Source organism: Pantoea sp. C2G6 (assembly GCF_051336815.1).
GTDB lineage: Bacteria > Pseudomonadota > Gammaproteobacteria > Enterobacterales > Enterobacteriaceae > Pantoea.
The window spans coordinates 130,472-148,110 of sequence record NZ_JBGMNJ010000005.1 but is presented as its reverse complement, the minus strand read 5'-3'; the positions used below and the strand labels follow the sequence as shown (position 1 = coordinate 148,110).

At 59.3% G+C, this 17,639-nt stretch carries 12 protein-coding genes; 7 read left to right on the top strand and 5 right to left on the bottom strand.

Features of this window, described 5'->3' with window-relative positions:
• Positions 1-3,231: a molybdopterin cofactor-binding domain-containing protein gene (locus ACCW71_RS09395; protein WP_436370922.1), complete on the bottom strand. Its 3,231-nt coding sequence runs from the start codon at positions 3,229-3,231 to the stop codon at positions 1-3.
• Positions 3,232-3,575: 344 nt separating this feature from the next.
• Between ACCW71_RS09395 and ACCW71_RS09390 the strand changes: the two genes are divergently transcribed.
• From ACCW71_RS09390 to fdhF, 3 genes are read left to right on the top strand one after another with little or no spacing between them, the layout of a single operon-like run.
• Positions 3,576-5,513 carry an FAD-dependent oxidoreductase gene (locus ACCW71_RS09390; protein WP_436370921.1) on the top strand — a complete coding sequence of 646 codons (1,938 nt, stop codon included), beginning with the start codon at positions 3,576-3,578 and terminating at the stop codon, positions 5,511-5,513.
• Positions 5,507-6,040: a 4Fe-4S dicluster domain-containing protein gene (locus ACCW71_RS09385; protein WP_436371014.1), complete on the top strand. Its 534-nt coding sequence runs from the start codon at positions 5,507-5,509 to the stop codon at positions 6,038-6,040. The genes ACCW71_RS09390 and ACCW71_RS09385 overlap by 7 nt, the downstream gene beginning before the upstream one ends.
• Positions 6,033-8,183: a formate dehydrogenase subunit alpha gene (gene fdhF / locus ACCW71_RS09380; protein ID WP_436370920.1), complete on the top strand. Its 2,151-nt coding sequence runs from the start codon at positions 6,033-6,035 to the stop codon at positions 8,181-8,183. The genes ACCW71_RS09385 and fdhF overlap by 8 nt, the downstream gene beginning before the upstream one ends.
• A gap of 54 nt (positions 8,184-8,237) precedes the next feature.
• Here fdhF and ACCW71_RS09375 read toward each other — a convergent pair whose 3' ends face one another.
• On the bottom strand, positions 8,238-9,077 hold the full coding sequence (locus ACCW71_RS09375; RefSeq protein WP_436370919.1) for a MurR/RpiR family transcriptional regulator: 840 nt from the start codon (positions 9,075-9,077) through the stop codon (positions 8,238-8,240).
• A gap of 261 nt (positions 9,078-9,338) precedes the next feature.
• The gene (locus ACCW71_RS09370; protein ID WP_436370918.1) at positions 9,339-11,252 is read right to left on the bottom strand and encodes a bifunctional 5-dehydro-2-deoxygluconokinase/5-dehydro-2-deoxyphosphogluconate aldolase; all 1,914 of its coding nucleotides are present in this window, start codon (positions 11,250-11,252) and stop codon (positions 9,339-9,341) included.
• 534 nt (positions 11,253-11,786) lie between these two features.
• Between ACCW71_RS09370 and iolD the strand changes: the two genes are divergently transcribed.
• The 3 genes from iolD to iolE all read left to right on the top strand — a co-directional run bounded on the left by iolD (position 11,787) and on the right by iolE (position 15,745).
• Positions 11,787-13,727: a 3D-(3,5/4)-trihydroxycyclohexane-1,2-dione acylhydrolase (decyclizing) gene (iolD, locus tag ACCW71_RS09365; protein ID WP_436370917.1), complete on the top strand. Its 1,941-nt coding sequence runs from the start codon at positions 11,787-11,789 to the stop codon at positions 13,725-13,727.
• Positions 13,728-13,789: 62 nt separating this feature from the next.
• Positions 13,790-14,800, top strand: a complete 1,011-nt coding sequence (locus ACCW71_RS09360) for a Gfo/Idh/MocA family oxidoreductase (RefSeq protein ID WP_436370916.1) — start codon at positions 13,790-13,792, stop codon at positions 14,798-14,800.
• A gap of 48 nt (positions 14,801-14,848) precedes the next feature.
• Positions 14,849-15,745 carry a myo-inosose-2 dehydratase gene (iolE, locus tag ACCW71_RS09355; RefSeq protein ID WP_436370915.1) on the top strand — a complete coding sequence of 299 codons (897 nt, stop codon included), beginning with the start codon at positions 14,849-14,851 and terminating at the stop codon, positions 15,743-15,745.
• Between the two features lie 63 nt (positions 15,746-15,808).
• Here the strand turns inward: iolE and ACCW71_RS09350 are convergent, their stop codons facing one another.
• A complete protein-coding gene (locus ACCW71_RS09350) occupies positions 15,809-16,363 on the bottom strand; it encodes a DcrB family lipoprotein (RefSeq protein WP_436370914.1) in 555 nt (184 codons plus the stop codon).
• Between the two features lie 116 nt (positions 16,364-16,479).
• Positions 16,480-17,145: a 7-cyano-7-deazaguanine/7-aminomethyl-7-deazaguanine transporter gene (locus tag ACCW71_RS09345; protein WP_436370913.1), complete on the bottom strand. Its 666-nt coding sequence runs from the start codon at positions 17,143-17,145 to the stop codon at positions 16,480-16,482.
• 204 nt (positions 17,146-17,349) lie between these two features.
• On the opposite strand from ACCW71_RS09345, the gene tusA reads away from it, so the two are divergent.
• A complete protein-coding gene (tusA, locus tag ACCW71_RS09340) occupies positions 17,350-17,601 on the top strand; it encodes a sulfurtransferase TusA (protein WP_436370912.1) in 252 nt (83 codons plus the stop codon).
• Positions 17,602-17,639 lie beyond the last annotated feature (38 nt).

Sequence of the window (17,639 nt, the reverse complement as noted above, 5' to 3'; positions counted from 1 at the left end):
TTATTTTTCCTGTGTAGTCTGGCTGTTCTGTGCTTCCTGCAACATCTGGCGCAGCATATCGATAGCCACCGGCACTTTGTAGGCAGCGGACCAGCGTTTACCGATCGCCTCCGTCAGCAGGGTCTCCAGCACCTTGCAGCCCTCCTCAATCAACTGAGCAGTCAGTTTTTTCCCGGTCAGCACTTTTTCAATGGCGATCAGCCGCTGGGGTTTGCTGAACAACGCGCCATCCACCAGGCGGCAGCGGGTCAGGATGCCGGATGGATTGACGGTGAACTGGCCGGTAAAACTCTGACGGGTAATATTCAGCGCATTGCGGCGGCCCAGCTGGAGATAACGCTGTTGCAGGCCGCTTTCCTGCCACGGCGGCGGCAGAATAATCGCGCTCAGCAGCTCATCAGGTTGCAGCTGAGTCTGATAGCCGCCGGTAATGAACTCCTCCAGCGGCAGCTGCCGGGTTGCCTGATGATTCTGCAACACCACCGTCGCGTCATAGATAATCAATGGCGGCACGGAATCGGCACAGGGGGCGGCGTTGACGATATTGCCGCCGATGGTGGCGCGGTTACGGAGCTGCAACGAGCCAATGGTGTTGCAGGCGGTAATCAGCAGCGGGTAGCGCGCTTTGATCAGCGGATGCGTCGTCAGATCGCTGAAGCAGACCCCCGCGCCAATGGAGATACCGTCATCAACTTCGACAATCTGTTGCAGCTCCGCGATAGCGGAAATATCCAGCAGCGGCACCGCAGCGGATTTCAGCCTTGCCTGCACCAGCAGATCGGTGCCGCCAGCAATCGGTCTGGCGCTGCCCGCCGCCAGCGCTTTCAGCGCCTCAGGCAGCGTGGTGGCCCGGCTAAGCTGAAGGGTGTTGAGCCGTAACAGCTGTTTTTTCCCGCCCGCCTCTTCCGCCAGCTGTTCACTCTGTCTTTCTGGTTTTTTGAGCGGATAGCCGAGACGCACCTGCTCTAAGCTCAGCGGCAGCGTGTAGTTGCGCCGCTCCAGCGCAAAACTGACCGCGTTATTCAGTGCGGCAGCGCCCAGCTCCAGCACCGGTTCACCAATCACTTTGCCGCCATACGGCCCCGCTTTATCGTGATTTTCCACGGCGATAACCTGAATGTCGGGCACATCTTTAATGGTCGGCAGCAGATAGGTATCAAAGTTTTCTGACTTCACCTCGCCCTGCTGAATATTAAAATCCTCCAGCATGCCGTAGCCGATCATTCCCTGGACCACGCCGCCGTAAACCTGTCCCTCAAAGCCCACTTTGTTGATCACCTTGCCGACATCGTGCACCGCGGTGACGTGATTGACGTCGATCTTGCCGGTACGGGTATCAAGAGTGATGTCGGCGACCTGGCAGCCATACACCCAGGTGAAATAGGGGTTGCCGGTGCCTTTTTCTTCATCCCAGTAGATCTCCGGGGCGACATGCCAGCCGTAGGCGGAGAGGTTCGCACCGGTGGCTTTGGTGAGGTCGACCACCTGCTGGAAATCGAGATGCCGCCAGGGATCGAGGCGATTGAATACCTTGCCGTCCTCCCAGACCAGATCCTGAATATCTTTTACCGCCAGCTTTTCCGCTATGGCCTCGCCCATCCGGCGCTTGATTTTGTTGGCGGCGCTGAGAATCGCCTGGCCTCCCATCAGCGTGCCGCGCGACGCCACGGTAGAGCCCCCGTCGGCAATCATGGCGGTAGCGGGCTCAGAAAAGCTGATGCGATCCAGACTGACCCCGAACGCCTCGGCGGCAATCAGCGACATGGTGGTCTGCAATCCCTGACCGTTTTCCGACACCGAGGTGGAGATGTTAATGCTGCCATCGGCGTTGACCTGAATCAGCGCCGACGAGGCATCCAGCCCCTCGGCACCCAGTGAGCAGCCGCGGTGGCTCAGTGCCAGCCCGATGCCATAACGGATAGGGCCGCCCTGCTGATTGAGCTGCTGATAGTGGGCTCTTTTTTCCAGATATTCGCTGCGGGTCACCGCTTTCATCAGCACCTCCTGCGCGGAGACGCAGTGGTCGCTCAGCACCTGACCCGCCATGCTGGTGTCGTTCTGTTGCAGGATGTTGCGCAGGCGGAACTCCAGCGGTGACAGACCCAGCGCTTCCGCGACCTCATCCATCAGCGACTCATTGGCGAAAATCACCTGGGGTGCGCCAAATCCGCGGTAGGCTGAGGTGTAGTTGTTGTTGGTGTAGACGCCGGTGACATCCACCCGGACGTTGGGGATGCTATAGGGACCGGCGGCCTGCACCGAGCTGCGCCAGGTAACAAACACCGTCTGCCCGGCGTAGCTGCCGCCGTCGGCCAGTACGTCAATTTTTATCGCCTGAATCCGCGCCTGGTCATCCACGCCGATTTTGTAATGCATCTGATAGGGATGGCGTTTGTAGCTCTCCCGCATCGACTGCTCGCGGTTGTAGGTCATTTTAACCGGACGGGAAGTGAGCTGAGCCAGCAGAGCGGCACGGCAGGCCAGGTGATCGATAATGTCATCCTTACCGCCGAAAGAGCCGCCCAGCACCGAGCGTTTGACGTTGATTTTGGCCTGCGGCAGATTGAGATACTTCGCCACCATTCCCCTGACGCGGTGCGCGTTCTGAATGGAACCATAGATGTTCAGAATCTGTTCGTTGTCATCATAGCCCGCGGTGATCGACTCCGGCTCGATGTAGGCATGTTCCTGAAATCCCACCTCATAGTCGCGTTCGAAAATATGCGTGGAGGCGGCGAAGCCCGCCTCAATATCGCCCTTCACCGTATGGTGATGATTGATAATGTTGTTCTCTCTGTCACTGTGAACCAGCCGCGCGCCGGGACGGAGCGCCTCCCTGACCGAGGTCAGAGGCGTCCAGGGGGTGTAGACCACCCGGATTTTCTCCGCTGCCAGGCAGGCGGCTTCATAACTCTCCGCCGCCACGACCGCGATCACATCGCCCCGAAAGGCGATTTCGCGATCGACAATCGGGGGATAGTCGGGGATCACCACCCCGATCTGCTTCTGACCGGGAATATCGTCCCAGGTCGCGATTCTCACCACGCCTGGCACCTTTTCCGCTTCGCTCAGGTCGAGTTTTTCTATCCGGCCCGCCGCAATGTCGGCGTAACGGCAGACGCCATACAGCATATTTTTCAGCACAATATCGTCGCCATAAATGGCGGCACCTTTGACCTTGGCCGCTCCGTCGACGCGCGGAACCTCACTGCCAACCCATAACGTATTCATCAGGCCTTACCCTCCAGAGATGCGTTGATGCCGCTCACAAAGCAAAGGGTGTGCCAGAGACGAATAGCGGGCGATTGTCGCGAAGAAGTTGTGATGGCACGCAGAAAAACGGCCTTCCGGGCCCGGTCACCGGCCGGAACGCCCGCCATTTATTTTCATTTTGACGCGCTTATTCTCAAATTGAGAATCGGCAGGGCCGCGGCGGGTCACGCTGTCTATAAATTGAGCGCTTCCGGGCGGCAGAGTGCGAACCGGTTCACATAACCCGCTCTTTTTCGCCTGTTTTGGCAAAGTAGCCCCTTTCTTGCATTGCTGTTGCAGGAGCAATGGCAAAAGGAAGAAATATGAATCGCTTCGTTGTTGTTAACCCCAGCGAATGCATTGGATGCCACGTATGTGAAGTGGCCTGTGTGGTGTCACATAATCAGCAGGCCTGGCCCGCCAGCCCGCAGCAGTTTCAGCCACGTATTCATCTGATTACGCCGGCTGCGGGTCGTCCGGTGCCGGTTACCTGTCGTCACTGCAATAACGCGCCCTGTGTGACCAGTTGCCCGACCGGGGCGCTGGTTGCAGAGAATGGCGCGATTCAGCTGCGGGCCGCCTACTGCATCGGCTGTAGTAATTGTCTGCTGGCCTGTCCGTTTGGCGCGATTGAGCAGATAAGCGGACTCGCCGCAGTCCTGAAGTGCGACCTCTGCCAGCACAGCGAGACCGGGCAGGCGGCCTGCGTGGAACAGTGTCCGACGCAGGCGCTTCAGCTGATGGACGCGGGGGGACTGCAACGGCTGCGGCAGCATCGCCAGCGCCTCACCGCCGGCGAGCCCCCGGCGCGCCAGCGCTCCAGAGCCGCGCAGCGGCTTGATGTCACCCCCCGTGTCGGCGCGACGAAGCTCAGCGCGCCGCAGCGAAAGCAGCACTTCAGTGAAATCTATCAGCGGCTCAGCGACGCTGAGGCGCGCTATGAAACCGAACGCTGCCTCTATTGCGCGCAAAAAGCCTGGTGTAACTGGACCTGCCCTTTGCATAACGCCATTCCCGGCTTTATCCGGCTGGCGGCGGAGGGAAAAATCGTCGAGGCCGCCGAACTCTGCCATCAGACCAGCAGCCTGCCGGAAGTCTGCGGCCGGGTCTGCCCTCAGGATCGTCTCTGTGAAGGGGCCTGTACCCTCAACGGCCAGCCCGATGCCGTCAGCATCGGCAATATCGAACGCTACATTACCGATGAAGCCCTGGCGCTGGGCTGGCGGCCCGATATGCGCGCGGTGGCGCGCCGCCCGGAACGGGTAGCGGTAATCGGGGCGGGACCGGCAGGGTTAAGTTGCGCCGACCAGCTGATTCGCCACGGCGTCAGCGTGGAGGTGTATGACCGCCACCCGGAAATCGGCGGCCTGCTGACCTTTGGCATCCCCTCGTTCAAGCTGGATAAACAGGTGATGATCACCCGGCGCGCGCTGTTCAGTGAGATGGGGATTCAGTTTCATCTCAATTGTGAAATCGGCCGGGACATCGCCTTTTCTCAACTGCTACAGCAGTACGACGCGGTTTTCCTCGGCGTTGGCACCTACGGACTGGTGGGGGCCGGGCTGGAGCATGAAAATGCGCCGGGGGTCATGCAGGCGCTGCCCTATCTGATAGCGAATACGCGGCAGATCATGGGGCTGGAGGAGGATAAGCAGCTGCCCTATGTCTCACTCAAAGGTAAAAAAGTGGTGGTGCTGGGCGGCGGTGATACCGCGATGGACTGCCTGAGAACGGCGGTGCGCCAGCAGGCTGAATCGGTCATCTGTGCCTATCGCCGGGATGAGAAAAGTATGCCCGGCTCGAAAAAAGAGGTCACCAATGCCCGCGAGGAGGGCGTGGAGTTCAGGTTTAATCTCCAGCCGCTCTCGATTGAGCTGGATGAGGCCGGACGGCTGAACGGCATCAGGCTGATCCGCACCGAAATGGGACCGCCCGGCCGTGACGGGCGACGCAGGCCTCAGCCCATCCCCGGCTCAGAGTGTCTGCTGGCGGCCGACGCTTTAATACTGGCGTTTGGTTTTCAGGCGCATGAGATGCCCTGGCTTGCCGGGCACGGTATCCGGTTTGACCGCTGGGGAATGATTATCACCGGTGAAACCGGATCGGAAACGCAGACGCATCATCCAAAAGTTTATGCGGCTGGCGACGCGGTGCATGGCGCCGATCTGGTGGTCACCGCCATCGCGGGAGGCCGCCGCAGCGCCAGTGAAATTCTGCGGATGTTTGACCAGCAGCAACAGCTCAGGGAGTGTGCATCATGAGTTTTATCGTCGCGTCAGCCGACAAGTGCATCGGTTGCCATACCTGTGAGGTGGCCTGCGCGGTGGTCCACTCGGGAACCGTCAGCCAGACCGCGCAACACTATTTCCCCCGCCTTAAGGTTATCCGGCTCAGCCGCATCAGCGTGCCGGTTATGTGCCGGCAGTGTGAGAACGCGCCCTGCGTCGCGGTCTGTCCGGTGGGGGCGCTGCGCAAACAGGGCGAAGAGGTGGAGGCGATCAACAGCCGCTGCATCGACTGTAAAAGCTGCGTGGTCGCCTGCCCGTTCGGCGCGATTGAGATCGTCAGCCAGCCCAGCGAGGGCGAGGGCAATCCGCTGATCGTCAAGTGTGACCTGTGCAGCGGTCACGCCAGCGGGCCGGCCTGCGTCACCGTCTGCCCCACTGACGCGCTCACGCGGGTAAGTGCGGCTGAACTCCATCGCCAGCAGCAGGAAAAACAACACAGCGTCGCGCAGCGAGGCCGTCTGAATGGGCTGCTTTTGCAGGAGAAACTGAACTATGGATGAAGTCATCACCGTCTGTCCCTATTGCGGCTGTGGCTGCAAAATCGCGCTGCAAACCGAGGCGGGCAAAGTTATCGGTGCCAGAGGCGCAGAGGGCGTCACCAATCAGGGCGAACTCTGCCTGAAAGGCTACTTTGGCTGGGAGTTTCTGAATAACACCCGGCTGCTGACGCCCCGGCTGCAACATCCGGCGATCCGTCGTCAGCGCGGCGGCCCCTTTGAGGCGGTCAGCTGGGAGGAGGCGATCGCGTTTGCCAGCACAAGGTTGCAGGAGATTAAGGCACGTTTCGGCCCCGAGAGCATCATGGTGACCGGTTCGTCACGCGGGCCAGGCAATGAAACCAACTATGTGATGCAGAAGTTTGTTCGTGCCGTACTCGGCAGCAACAACATCGACTGCTGCGCCCGCGTCTGCCACGGCCCGAGCGTCGCCGGACTCCAGGCGACGCTCGGCAATGGCGCGATGAGCAACTCGCTGGAAGATATTGAGAACAGCGACTGTCTGCTTATTTTCGGTTACAACGCCGCCGACTCTCACCCGATTGTGGCGCGGCGGATCGTCCGGGCGAAACAGCGAGGCGCGAAAATCATCGTCTGCGATCCGCGCTATATCGAAAGTGCGCGGCTGGCGGATCTCTGGCTGCCGCTGAAGAATGGCAGCAATATGGCGCTGGTGAATGCGTTCGCCCATGTGCTGATTGCGGACAAGCTCTGCAATCAGAGCTATATGCAGCAGCACGTTGAGGGCGAGGAGGCGTGGCGCGAGGTGGTATCGCGCTACTCGCCGGAGTCGGTCCAGGCGATCACCGGCCTGGAGCCAGCGTTAATCCGTCAGGCGATGCACCTCTATGCCGGGGCGAAAAATGCCACCATCCTGTGGGGAATGGGCGTGACCCAGTGGGGCCAAGGTGTCGATGTGGTCAAGGGATTGTCCAGTCTGGCGCTGGCGACCGGCAACTTCGGGCGGCCTGGTGTGGGCGTGGGGCCGGTCAGGGGGCAGAACAACGTGCAGGGAGCCTGTGATATGGGCGCGCTGCCAAACCTTTTCCCCGGCTATCAGCCGGTCACCGACCCGGCCGCCCGCAAGAAGTTTGCCGCGGCCTGGGGGGTGAAAAGCCTGAGCGATAAAGTGGGTCATGCCATCACTGATGTGCCTCACCTCGCCCTGGAGGGCAAGCTGCACGCCTACTGGATTATGGGGGAAGATCCGCTGCAAACCGAACCCGATCTGGCGCTGATGCGCAAGGCGATGGCGAAGCTGGATCTGGTTATCGTGCAGGATATTTTTATGACCAAAACCGCGGAGATGGCCGATGTGCTGCTGCCTGCGACCAGCTGGGGCGAGCATGAAGGGGTTTACACCAGTGCCGACCGGGGTTTTCAGCGTTTTTACAAGGCGGTGGAGCCGCAGGGAGAGGTGCTGCCCGACTGGGAGATTATCAGCCGCATGGCCAGGGCGATGGGCTACACGATGCAGTACGCCAGCAACGAAGCGATCTGGAATGAGCTGCGTCTGCTCTGTCCGCTCTACAAGGGCGCGACCTGGGAAAAAATGGCGGATTTCGGCTACGTGCAGTGGCCCTGCCCGGACGAGTCGCATCCCGGCACCCCTTATCTCTATGAGGGCAACCGCTTTTCCCGCCCTTCAGGGAAAGGGCTGCTGTTTGCCTGCGACTGGCGACCGCCCGTGGAAACGGTGGATAAAACCTGGCCGCTGGCGCTCTGTACGGTCAGGGAAGTCGGCCATTACAGCTGCCGCTCGATGACCGGTAACTGCCATGCCCTGACGGCGCAGGCGGATGAGCCGGGAAGGGTGCAGATCAATCCCGAGGATGCGCGGCTGGCGGGCATTGTTCAGGATGAGCTGGTGTGGGTCGCTTCACGCCGGGGCAAAGTGATCAGCCGCGCGGAGATCAGCGATCGCATTAATCAGGGAGCGGTCTATATGACCTATCAGTGGTGGATTGGTGCCTGTAACGAGCTGACGATTGACAGCCTCGATCCCGTAGCCAAAACGCCGGAATTAAAATATTGCGCGGTGAGACTGGAGAAAATTGAGGATGCGGCCTGGGCGGAACACTATGTCACGGAGAGCTATCAGCGGATGAAACAGCGGCTGGCTAAGGCGGCGCAACCGCTGAGCTGAGGCGGGTCAGTAAAAACCAGGGTGGAACAGGCCACCCTGTTTTCTGGCCGCGACTCAGGCGTCGGCGTTATTCAGGGCCAGCGAAACCGCCAGCGTCTGCGCCAGACAGAGTGAGGCGACCTGGGAACGGAAGCCATCGACCTGCGCTTCCCGCACCACAAAGCAGACATCGCTGAACGCCGCCAGCGGGCTGACCTGGCTGTCGGTAATGGCGATCTGATGCGCGCCGCGCTTGGCGCCCATCTCCACCACCTCCACCGCTTCCCGCGCGTAGGGCGAGTAGCTGATGGCAATCACCACATCCTTCGGGTTCACCAGGCTCAGCTGCTCGGTGAACATTCCGCCCAAACCATCAATTAAAAAGGCCCGACGCTCCAGGTGACGCAGCGCGTAGACCAGATAGGAGGCGACGCTGAAGGAGCGGCGCAGGCCAATCACATAGATATTTTCCGCTTCATTCAGCAGCTTGACCGCTTTGTTCAGCTGCTCAGGATTGACCTGCATCGCCAGCTGCTGAAGCGCCTGGCTGTTGACCATCGTAAAGACGTTGAGGATCTCTGCCGGACTTTCCGGGGCGCTGGCGCTGTCATCGGTGGAGGTCTGGCGAAACAGCCGGGCGCGTTCGGTGTAGTTAACCGTCTCTTCCATCAGGTGCTGACGAAAAACCTGTTTCATTTCGTTGAAGCCGCTGAAGCCAAAAGCATTGGCGAAGCGGATCAGCGTCGAGGGCGGCACATCGGCCTGCTGGGCAATAGAGGCGACGGTGTCAAAAGCAATACTGTTACTGTTATCAAGGATGTAGCGCGCAACCTGTTTCAGACGCTTGCTCAGCGTTTCGTAGCGGCGACGAATATCGTCCTGCAAAAGAGAGAGTTGGGTAGGATTATTGTTCATTACTTCTGCCCATGTCATAAGAATAATGAGCGCTATAGTACCAGATGGATGGAAAATTTCATTTGTTTGCGTTAAACGCGCGGTTTATTTCATGGCTTTATGAAATGGTTCACAGATTAACCGCCGGGCGGGCTGGCGGCCTTTATCCGGGGCCGCAGGGCGACAAAACCGCGCGCCACAACGGTGCCGCTCCCGGCTTGCGGCCTGATGATAACAAGACGCCACCCGCTGGGGTGGCGTCTGGTCGGGGCCGGTGAGGTATCAGGCGCGTGCTGCGCGCCAGTACTCAATCAGCCGCAGGTAGTTGGCTTTCACCGTCTCAATCAGCGCCTGATCGTCCAGCTCGCCCTGCAACCACTGGCGTGAAGGCTGACCAAAGATAGTACGACCGACCGCAAAACCCTTCACCCACGGCGCTTTAGCCGCGGCGGCGAAGCCCGCTTTCAGCGTCTCTTCCGGTGCATCCAGCCCGAGCAGCAGAATGCCGCGACAGTAAGGGTCCTGCTGCTCGATCAGCGCGCCGATCGCCTGCCACAGCCCGGCGGAGAGCGGCGGCAGTTTCCACCAGTCTGGCTGAATGCCCAGACTGTAAAAATGCGTCAGCATATCAAGGTAATAGCGCTCGTTACGATCCGGGTTGCTGTCAGGCAGGATCACCTCCAGCAGCAGTTCGTGGCCGCTTTTGTTGCAACTATTCCAGACTTCGAGCAGCAGGTCGTCCTGCTCTTTACGCAGTTCAGCGCTGTCGTGAGGATGGTAAAAGACCAGGCATTTCACCACGTGCTCGGCGGGCCAGTCGATCAGCTGTGATCCGATGCTGCCATGCTCCAGACGCAGCGGGCGCGAGCCGGGTTGCTCTATCGGACGGCCAATCCACCACTTCTGGCCGGTAATGGCGTTCAGCGCTTTCTGGCCATAGGTGGTGTCCGCCAGAATGCCGCTGCGCTGTGCCAGTCCGGCCTGTTCAGCCGCCTGCTGCGCCGCCCTCAGCAGCAGCAGCTTTAACGGCGGGATCCGGCTTTCATCCACGCCCGCTTCGCGCGCCATCTCCAGCAGCTGTTTACGATGGTCAAAGGCGAAAACGTTCAGCTCCGGCCATGACTGTTTACGGCTGGTGACGCGGTGCAGATGGTTGAGGCGAGGGTCGAGATCGGGGCGCTGCACCGCTGTTTCACGGCTCAGGAAATCATCCAGTTCCGCTTTGGTCGGCATGGCGGGCGCGCAGCCGTGGCGTGACACCACCAGCGCGCCACAGGCGTTGGCGTAACGGCACGCCTGCTCCCAGCCCTCGTCATTCAGCCAGCCGCGCAGCAGGCCAGACATAAAGGCGTCGCCCGCGCCCAGCACGTTGAGCACATCGACCCGCACGCCGCTGTGCAGCCGCGTCTCCTGCCAGCTATCCGGGATCTCACCTTCAAACACCACGCAACCCAGCGGGCCGCGCTTACAGACCAGCGTCGCCTGGCTCGCCTGCCGCACATTTTTCAGCGCGGTCAGCGTGTCGGTGCTGCCGCCGGCAATATGAAACTCCTCTTCGGTGCCGACGATTAAATCGAAATAGTGCACCACTTCCTGTAACTGCTGCGTCACCCGTGACGATTCAATAAAACGGGTCTCACCGTCGCCCGGCGAGGTCAGCCCCCAGAGCACCGGACGGTAGTCTATATCCAGCGCGGTACGCAGTCCGTGCTGGCGGGCAATATCCAGCGCTTTCAGCACCGCGGCACGGGTCTGAGGATGGGAAAGATGGGTGCCGGTCACCGCTACCGCGCGCGCAGAGCGGATAAACTCTTCATCAATATCCTCCGGCACCAGTCCCATATCTGCGCAGTTGTCGCGGTAGAAGATCAGCGGAAAAGTCTCTTCATCTTTAATACCGAGGATCACCATCCCGGTCAGACGCCGCGCATCGGTGATCAGCGCATCGGTGTTACAGCCGACCCGCTGAAGCTCTTCCCGCAGAAAGCGACCATTGTGCTCATCTCCCACCCGCGCCAGCATCGCCGATTTCAGTCCCTGAATCGCGGTGCCATAGGCGACGTTGCCCGACGATCCGCCGAGATATTTCGCAAAAGAGGTGACATCTTCCAGCCGTGCGCCGATCTGCTGTCCATAAAAATCGACGGCGATGCGCCCGATACAAATCACATCAAGCCGCTTCTGTTGTGTACGCATACCTGTGGTTTCCTTCTGTGATGAGCAAAGACGACGGGCGAGACGCGCTCTGCTACCGGCTCTGTAAGGTCTGACTGGCTATGATCGCAGTATGAGGAATAAAAATTCCATGTTCAATATGAAATGAAACATCCGTCGCGATTTTGTGAACCAGGTAAAACTCCTGATGGCGGTCAGCGTGCGCTGAATCGGTGGTCACAGAGGGCGGCCTGTCAGGGTTGTGAAGATGATCGCAGGAATCAGCACGGCAATCGGGCAGGCTGCCAGGGTGAAATGAAATTTTTCATAACTGACCTCGCGCCGTTAAACGTTCCAGATTTCCCCGCCTGAATGATCCGCCAGAGCCGCAGCGTGGATTAAATTTGATCTCACTCGCAAAATGAAATGTTTCTTCTGTAATCGTATTTTATGAAAAATATATTTGTTTATAATCGCCCCACGTTTCAGTTATTCCGGTCGCCTTTCCGCTTTCAGACCCCGCCTGGCGCGGGGTTGCGGAAGCCGGGGTCCACCAGCAGGTAAAGGATGAGCATAATGGGCACAATCAGACTGACCACGGCACAGGCGCTGGTTAAATTCCTGGATAATCAATATCTCGATGTCGACGGCGTGGAAACAAAGTTCGTCAAAGGCATCTTCGCGATTTTCGGCCACGGCAACGTGCTGGGGCTGGGCCAGGCGCTGGAACAGGAGAGCGGCGATCTGGTGGTCTGGCAGGGGCGTAATGAGCAGGGCATGGCGCATGTGGCGACCGGCTTCGCCAGGCAGTCGCTGCGTCGTCAGATTATCGCCTGTAGCTCATCGGTGGGACCGGGAGCCGCCAACATGATCACCGCCGCCGCCACCGCCACGGCGAACCGCATTCCGCTGCTGCTGCTGCCGGGTGACGTCTTCGCGAGCCGCCAGCCCGATCCGGTGCTGCAACAAATTGAGCAGAGCTACGATCTCAGCATCAGCACCAACGATGCCTTCCGCGCCGTCAGCAAATACTGGGATCGGGTCAGCCGCCCGGAACAGCTGATGTCCGCCTGTATCAACGCCATGCGCGTCCTGACCGATCCGGCAGAAACCGGCGCGGTGACGCTGTCGCTGCCGCAGGATGTGCAGGGCGAAGCCTGGGGCTATCCCGACTACTTCTTCCAGAAGCGGGTGCACCGGCTGGATCGCCGTCTGCCGGTGGCGGCGCAGCTGGCGGACGCCCTGACGCTGATCAACCGCAAACGCAAGCCGTTGATTATCTGCGGCGGCGGGGTGAAATATTCCGAAGCGGGCGAAGCGCTGCGCCAGTTTGCTGAACGCTATCAGATCCCGTTTGCCGAGACCCAGGCGGGCAAAGGCACGCTGATCTCGGACCATCCGCTGAATCTCGGCGGCATAGGCGAAACCGGCTCACTGGCGGCCAACCTGCTGGCGAAAGAGGCTGATTTAGTTATTGGCGTCGGCACCCGCTACACCGATTTCACCACCGCCTCAAAATGGATTTTCCAGCATCCCGACGTCAGCTTTCTGAACATCAACGTCAGCAACTTCGACAGCTACAAGCTGGATGGCATGCAGCTGCTGGCCGATGCGCGCGAAGCGCTCACCTCGCTTACCGCCGCGCTGGCCTCCCAGCACTACAGCAACGACTGGGGCGACCAGATTGCCGGGGCGCGGAGCCAGCTGTTGCAGGAGACGCAGCGCGTTTATCAGGTGGCCTGGCACGACGACGGCTTTGTGCCGGAGATCGCAGACCATCTCGACCGCGACGCGGTGTTTGCTGAGTTTAACCGGCTGACGCAGTCGCTGCTGACGCAGAGCAGCGTGCTCGGCACCTTAAACGCGCAGTTGCCGAAAGACGCAGTGATTGTGGCAGCCGCGGGCAGCCTGCCGGGCGATCTGCAACGGGTCTGGCGCACCAGAGATTATAACGCCTACCACGTTGAGTATGGCTACTCCTGCATGGGCTATGAAGTGAACGCCGCGCTGGGGGCGAAGCTGGCGCAGCCGCAGCGTGAGGTCTATGCGCTGGTCGGCGATGGCTCTTTTATGATGCTGCACTCTGAGCTGGTCACGTCGATTCAGGAAGGGGCGAAAATCAACGTGGTGCTGCTGGATAACATGACCAACGGCTGCATCAATAACCTGCAAATGGAACACGGCATGGACAGCTTCAGCACCGAATTCCGCTTCCGTAATCCTGAAAGCGGCAAACTGGATGGCGGCTTTATCCCGATCGACTTCGCCGCGATCGCCGCCGGTTATGGCTGCAAAACCTATCGGGTCACCACGCTGGAACAGCTCAGCGCGGCGCTGGCAGATGCCCGCACCCAGACCGTTTCCACCCTTATCGACATCAAAGTGCTGCCGAAAACCATGATCCACAAATATTTCAGCTGGTGGCACGTTGGCGTGGCGCAGGCGTCGAAAACCGAGCGGGCCCAGGCGGTGGCGGACAAGCTCAACAGCCATCTGGATCAGGCGCGGAAATATTAATTTTCGGGCCGCGCTGCGGCCTCTTTTCCTCTTCTCCGAACGAACCCTACACAGGTGTAATTATGACTTTGAAACTTGGCGTCATCGGTACAGGTGCAATTGGTCAGGAACATATCCGTCGCTGTAGCCATGTGTTACAGGGCGCGCAGGTGGTGGCGGTCTCTGACATCAACGTTGAAGGGGCGCGAGCGGCGCTGCAACGTCTCAATATTGAGGCCGAGGTGTTTGAGAATGGCCATGATGTGATTCAGTCACCCCATGTGGATGCCGTACTGGTCACCTCATGGGACCCGACGCATGAAGAGTTCACCCTGGCGGCGATCGCCGCCGGTAAACCGGTGTTCTGTGAGAAGCCGCTGGCGATGAGCGCCGAGGGATGCCGCCGGGTGGTGGACGCGGAGATCCAGGCGGGTAAACGTCTGGTGCAGGTCGGCTTTATGCGGCCTTATGACGCGGGCTATCGCGCGCTGAAAAAAGTGATCACCGACGGTGACATCGGCGAGCCGCTGATGCTGCACTGTGCGCACCGCAACCCGACCGTGCCGGAGAACTACACCACGCCAATGGCGATCACCAACACCCTGATCCATGAGCTGGATGTGCTGCGCTGGCTGACCAGCGATGACTATAAGAGCGTGCAGGTGATCTTCCCGCGCGTCACCTCGAAGTCACACGCTCAGCTGAAAGATCCGCAGATCGTGCTGTTCGAAACCGAGAAAGGGGTGCGCATCGACGTTGAGATCTTCGTTAACTGCGCCTACGGCTACGACATTCAGTGTGAAGTGGTAGGTGAAGAGGGGATTGCCCGCCTGCCAGAGCCTTCCTCGGTGCAGTTGCGCAAAGAGGCCCGGCTGTCGAACACCATCCTGGTGGACTGGAAAGATCGCTTTATCGAGGCGTATGACGTGGAGTTGCAGGCGTTTATCAACGACATCAAGGTGGGTGAGCTGACCGGACCTTCCGCCTGGGATGGCTTCGCCGCCTCGGTCGCCGCCGATGCCTGTATCAAAGCGCAAAACAGCGGGGCGATTGAGCCGATCACCATGCCGCCACGTCCCGCGTTCTATCGCTGAGTCCGCCTCTCCACGCGGCCGCGCCGCGCTCTGCCTGGGAAGAAGATAATGAACAAAGAGAAAGTAAAACTGGCGATTGCCCCCATCGGCTGGACCAACGACGACATGCCGGATCTCGGCAGTGAAAACACCTTTCAGCAGACCGTCAGTGAGATGGCGCTGGCGGGCTTTACCGGCAGCGAAGTGGGCAGTAAATACCCGCGCGATCCGGCGATTCTGAAACCGATGCTCGAGATTCGCGGCATTGAGATCTGTAACGCCTGGTTCAGCACCTTTTTTGCCAACGGCGACCGGGAGCAGACTCTCCGCCAGTTCACCGAACATATGAACTTCCTGCACGCGATGGGCGCGCGGGTGATTGGCTGTTCAGAACAGAGCAAAAGTATTCAGGGCACCACGCTGGCGGTGTTTGAGCAGAAGCCGATCTTCAGCGATGAAGAGTGGCGCTTAACGGCAGAGGGCTATAACGAGCTGGCGCGTATCGCGGCGGAGAAGGGGATGCGCGTAACGCTGCATCACCATATGGGCACCGGCATTCAGACCACGGAAGAGATTGACCGGTTTATGGCGCTGACCGACCCGCAGGTTGGGTTGCTCTATGATACCGGCCACGTCTACTACTCTGAAGGCTCCCAGCAGAAGATGCTGGCGGTGCTGGAGAAGTATCTGCCGCGTATCTTCCATGTGCATCTCAAGGATGTGCGGGATGAGGTGGTGGCCGAAGTGCGTGAGAATCACCTCTCGTTCCTGGAAGGGGTGAAAAAGGGCACCTTCACCGTGCCAGGCGATGGCGTCATCGATTTCAATCCGGTGTTTAAACTGCTCGACGAGTATGGCTATCAGGGCTGGATGGTGGTGGAAGCGGAGCAGGACCCGGCGCTGGCCAATCCGTTCGAATATGCGGTGAAAGCGCGGAAATATATTCGCGAGACGGCCGGTTTATAACGCAGGCTTGTCACAGAGAGTACGCTGGCTTCACCGCCGAGTGGGGGAAGCCAGCATGAAGGCTTATTTCAGGGTGATGCTTTTCACAATGCTATCCGCATCGCTTTGCGCCTGCTGCTGATTATCGCCGGGCAGCGTAATCTGCAATGTCACCAGTTTGCCGTCCACCTTCGCCAGAATCACTGACGACCATGAGGTCTGGTTGTTGGCGGAAATCACCGTGTCCAGCTGCTGTGCCGGCTGATCTTTCAGCGTCACCGATTTGTTAGAAACCACCTGCAACTGCGGATCGCGGTTGCGCTGCTGCTGCTCCATACGCTGCGACAGCACATCCAGCCCTTCATTGGTCGGCTCACCGGCAATCACAATAATCGCGCGTGCGCCGGTTTCATCGGCGTAAACGTGCATATTGGTGCTCTGCGAACCCAGTTTACCGCTCTTGTCTGACATGCCCGCGGGCAGTGAGAAGCTCAGTTTGCCATCCATCAGGGTGACGGTCTGCGCCGACTGACTGGCGCTGACGCCGTTGTCATTTGCAGCTTCATCTTTCTTCTGGTCACAGGCGGCTAAGCCCAGCACCAGAATCCCCATACCTACATATTTCACCAGGTTGCGCATCAGAATCCCTTTTAAGTTTCCAGTCAGCCAGTAATAGAACAGGAATCAGGTTGCAAACGCAACCTGATGATTGTCAGCAGATCTTAGCGGGTAATGGCGAAAAACTGTATGTCCGGTTAGCCGAAATTTGCCACGCTGGCGCGCTGGCGCTCCGCCAGACGCTTCAGCGCGGCGTTGAGCAGCACGCCATAGGCTGGCAGGAAGAAGATCATGCAGATCAGCACCTTGAAGCTGTAATCCACCAGGGCGATCTCCACCCAGTGCTGGGCCATAAACGGATCGGGACTTTTGTAGAAGGCGATAAAGAAAAAGGCCAGCGTATCGCTGATATTGCCGAGGAACATGGCGCAGCCGGGTGCCACCCACCACTGCGGCAGACGACGCAGACGGTTAAACACATGCACGTCGAGGATCTGGCCCAGCGCGTAAGCCATAAAACTGGCGCAGGCGATACGGGCGACAAACAGGTTCATCACTTGCAGCGCCTGCCAGCCCTGCCACTCGCCCTGATAAAACAGCGCGGACACCCCGTAGGAGATAAACAGCGCCGGGATCATCACCGCCAGAATAATGCGGCGGGCCAGCGGTGCGCCAAAAATACGCACGGTCAGATCGGTGGCGAGGAAGATAAACGGGAAGCTGAACGCACCCCAGGTGGTCTGGAAGCCAAAGACCGAAATCGGCAGCTGAACCAGATAGTTACTGGAGGTGATCACCAGCAGGTGAAACAGCGATAACCAGAAGAGCGCATGCATGCGCTGACGCGAAGAGAATGCGAGCATAATCAACCTTTTTAATGTTGGGGTGAGGGAACCCATTGCGGGACGCCGTTCGGGCGGCGCCTGGCAGTTTCATGAGCAAAAAGCGGCGGCATCTTACCGCGTTGTGCTTTTTATGCAATGGTTAATTTTAGCGCAATCGTTATCGCCTTGCGTCACCGCCAGCACGCGCTAGAATGAGCGCCCCTGACCTGAAGCGAGTCCATTATGAGCGATCTTTTTTCCTCTGCCGACCATCAGCTGGATGCCTGTGGCCTGCGCTGCCCGGAGCCGGTAATGATGGTGCGCAAAACCGTCCGCAGCCTGCAAGAGGGTGAGACATTGCTGATCATCGCCGATGATCCCGCCACAACCCGCGATATTCCCGGCTTTTGTCGCTTTATGGAGCACCAGCTGCTGGCGCAGCAGACTGACCATCTGCCCTACCAGTTTCTGATCCGCAAAGGCATCGCCGGTTAACGACGACCGCGCAGGTCGCCGTTAACGCCCGGCCAGGC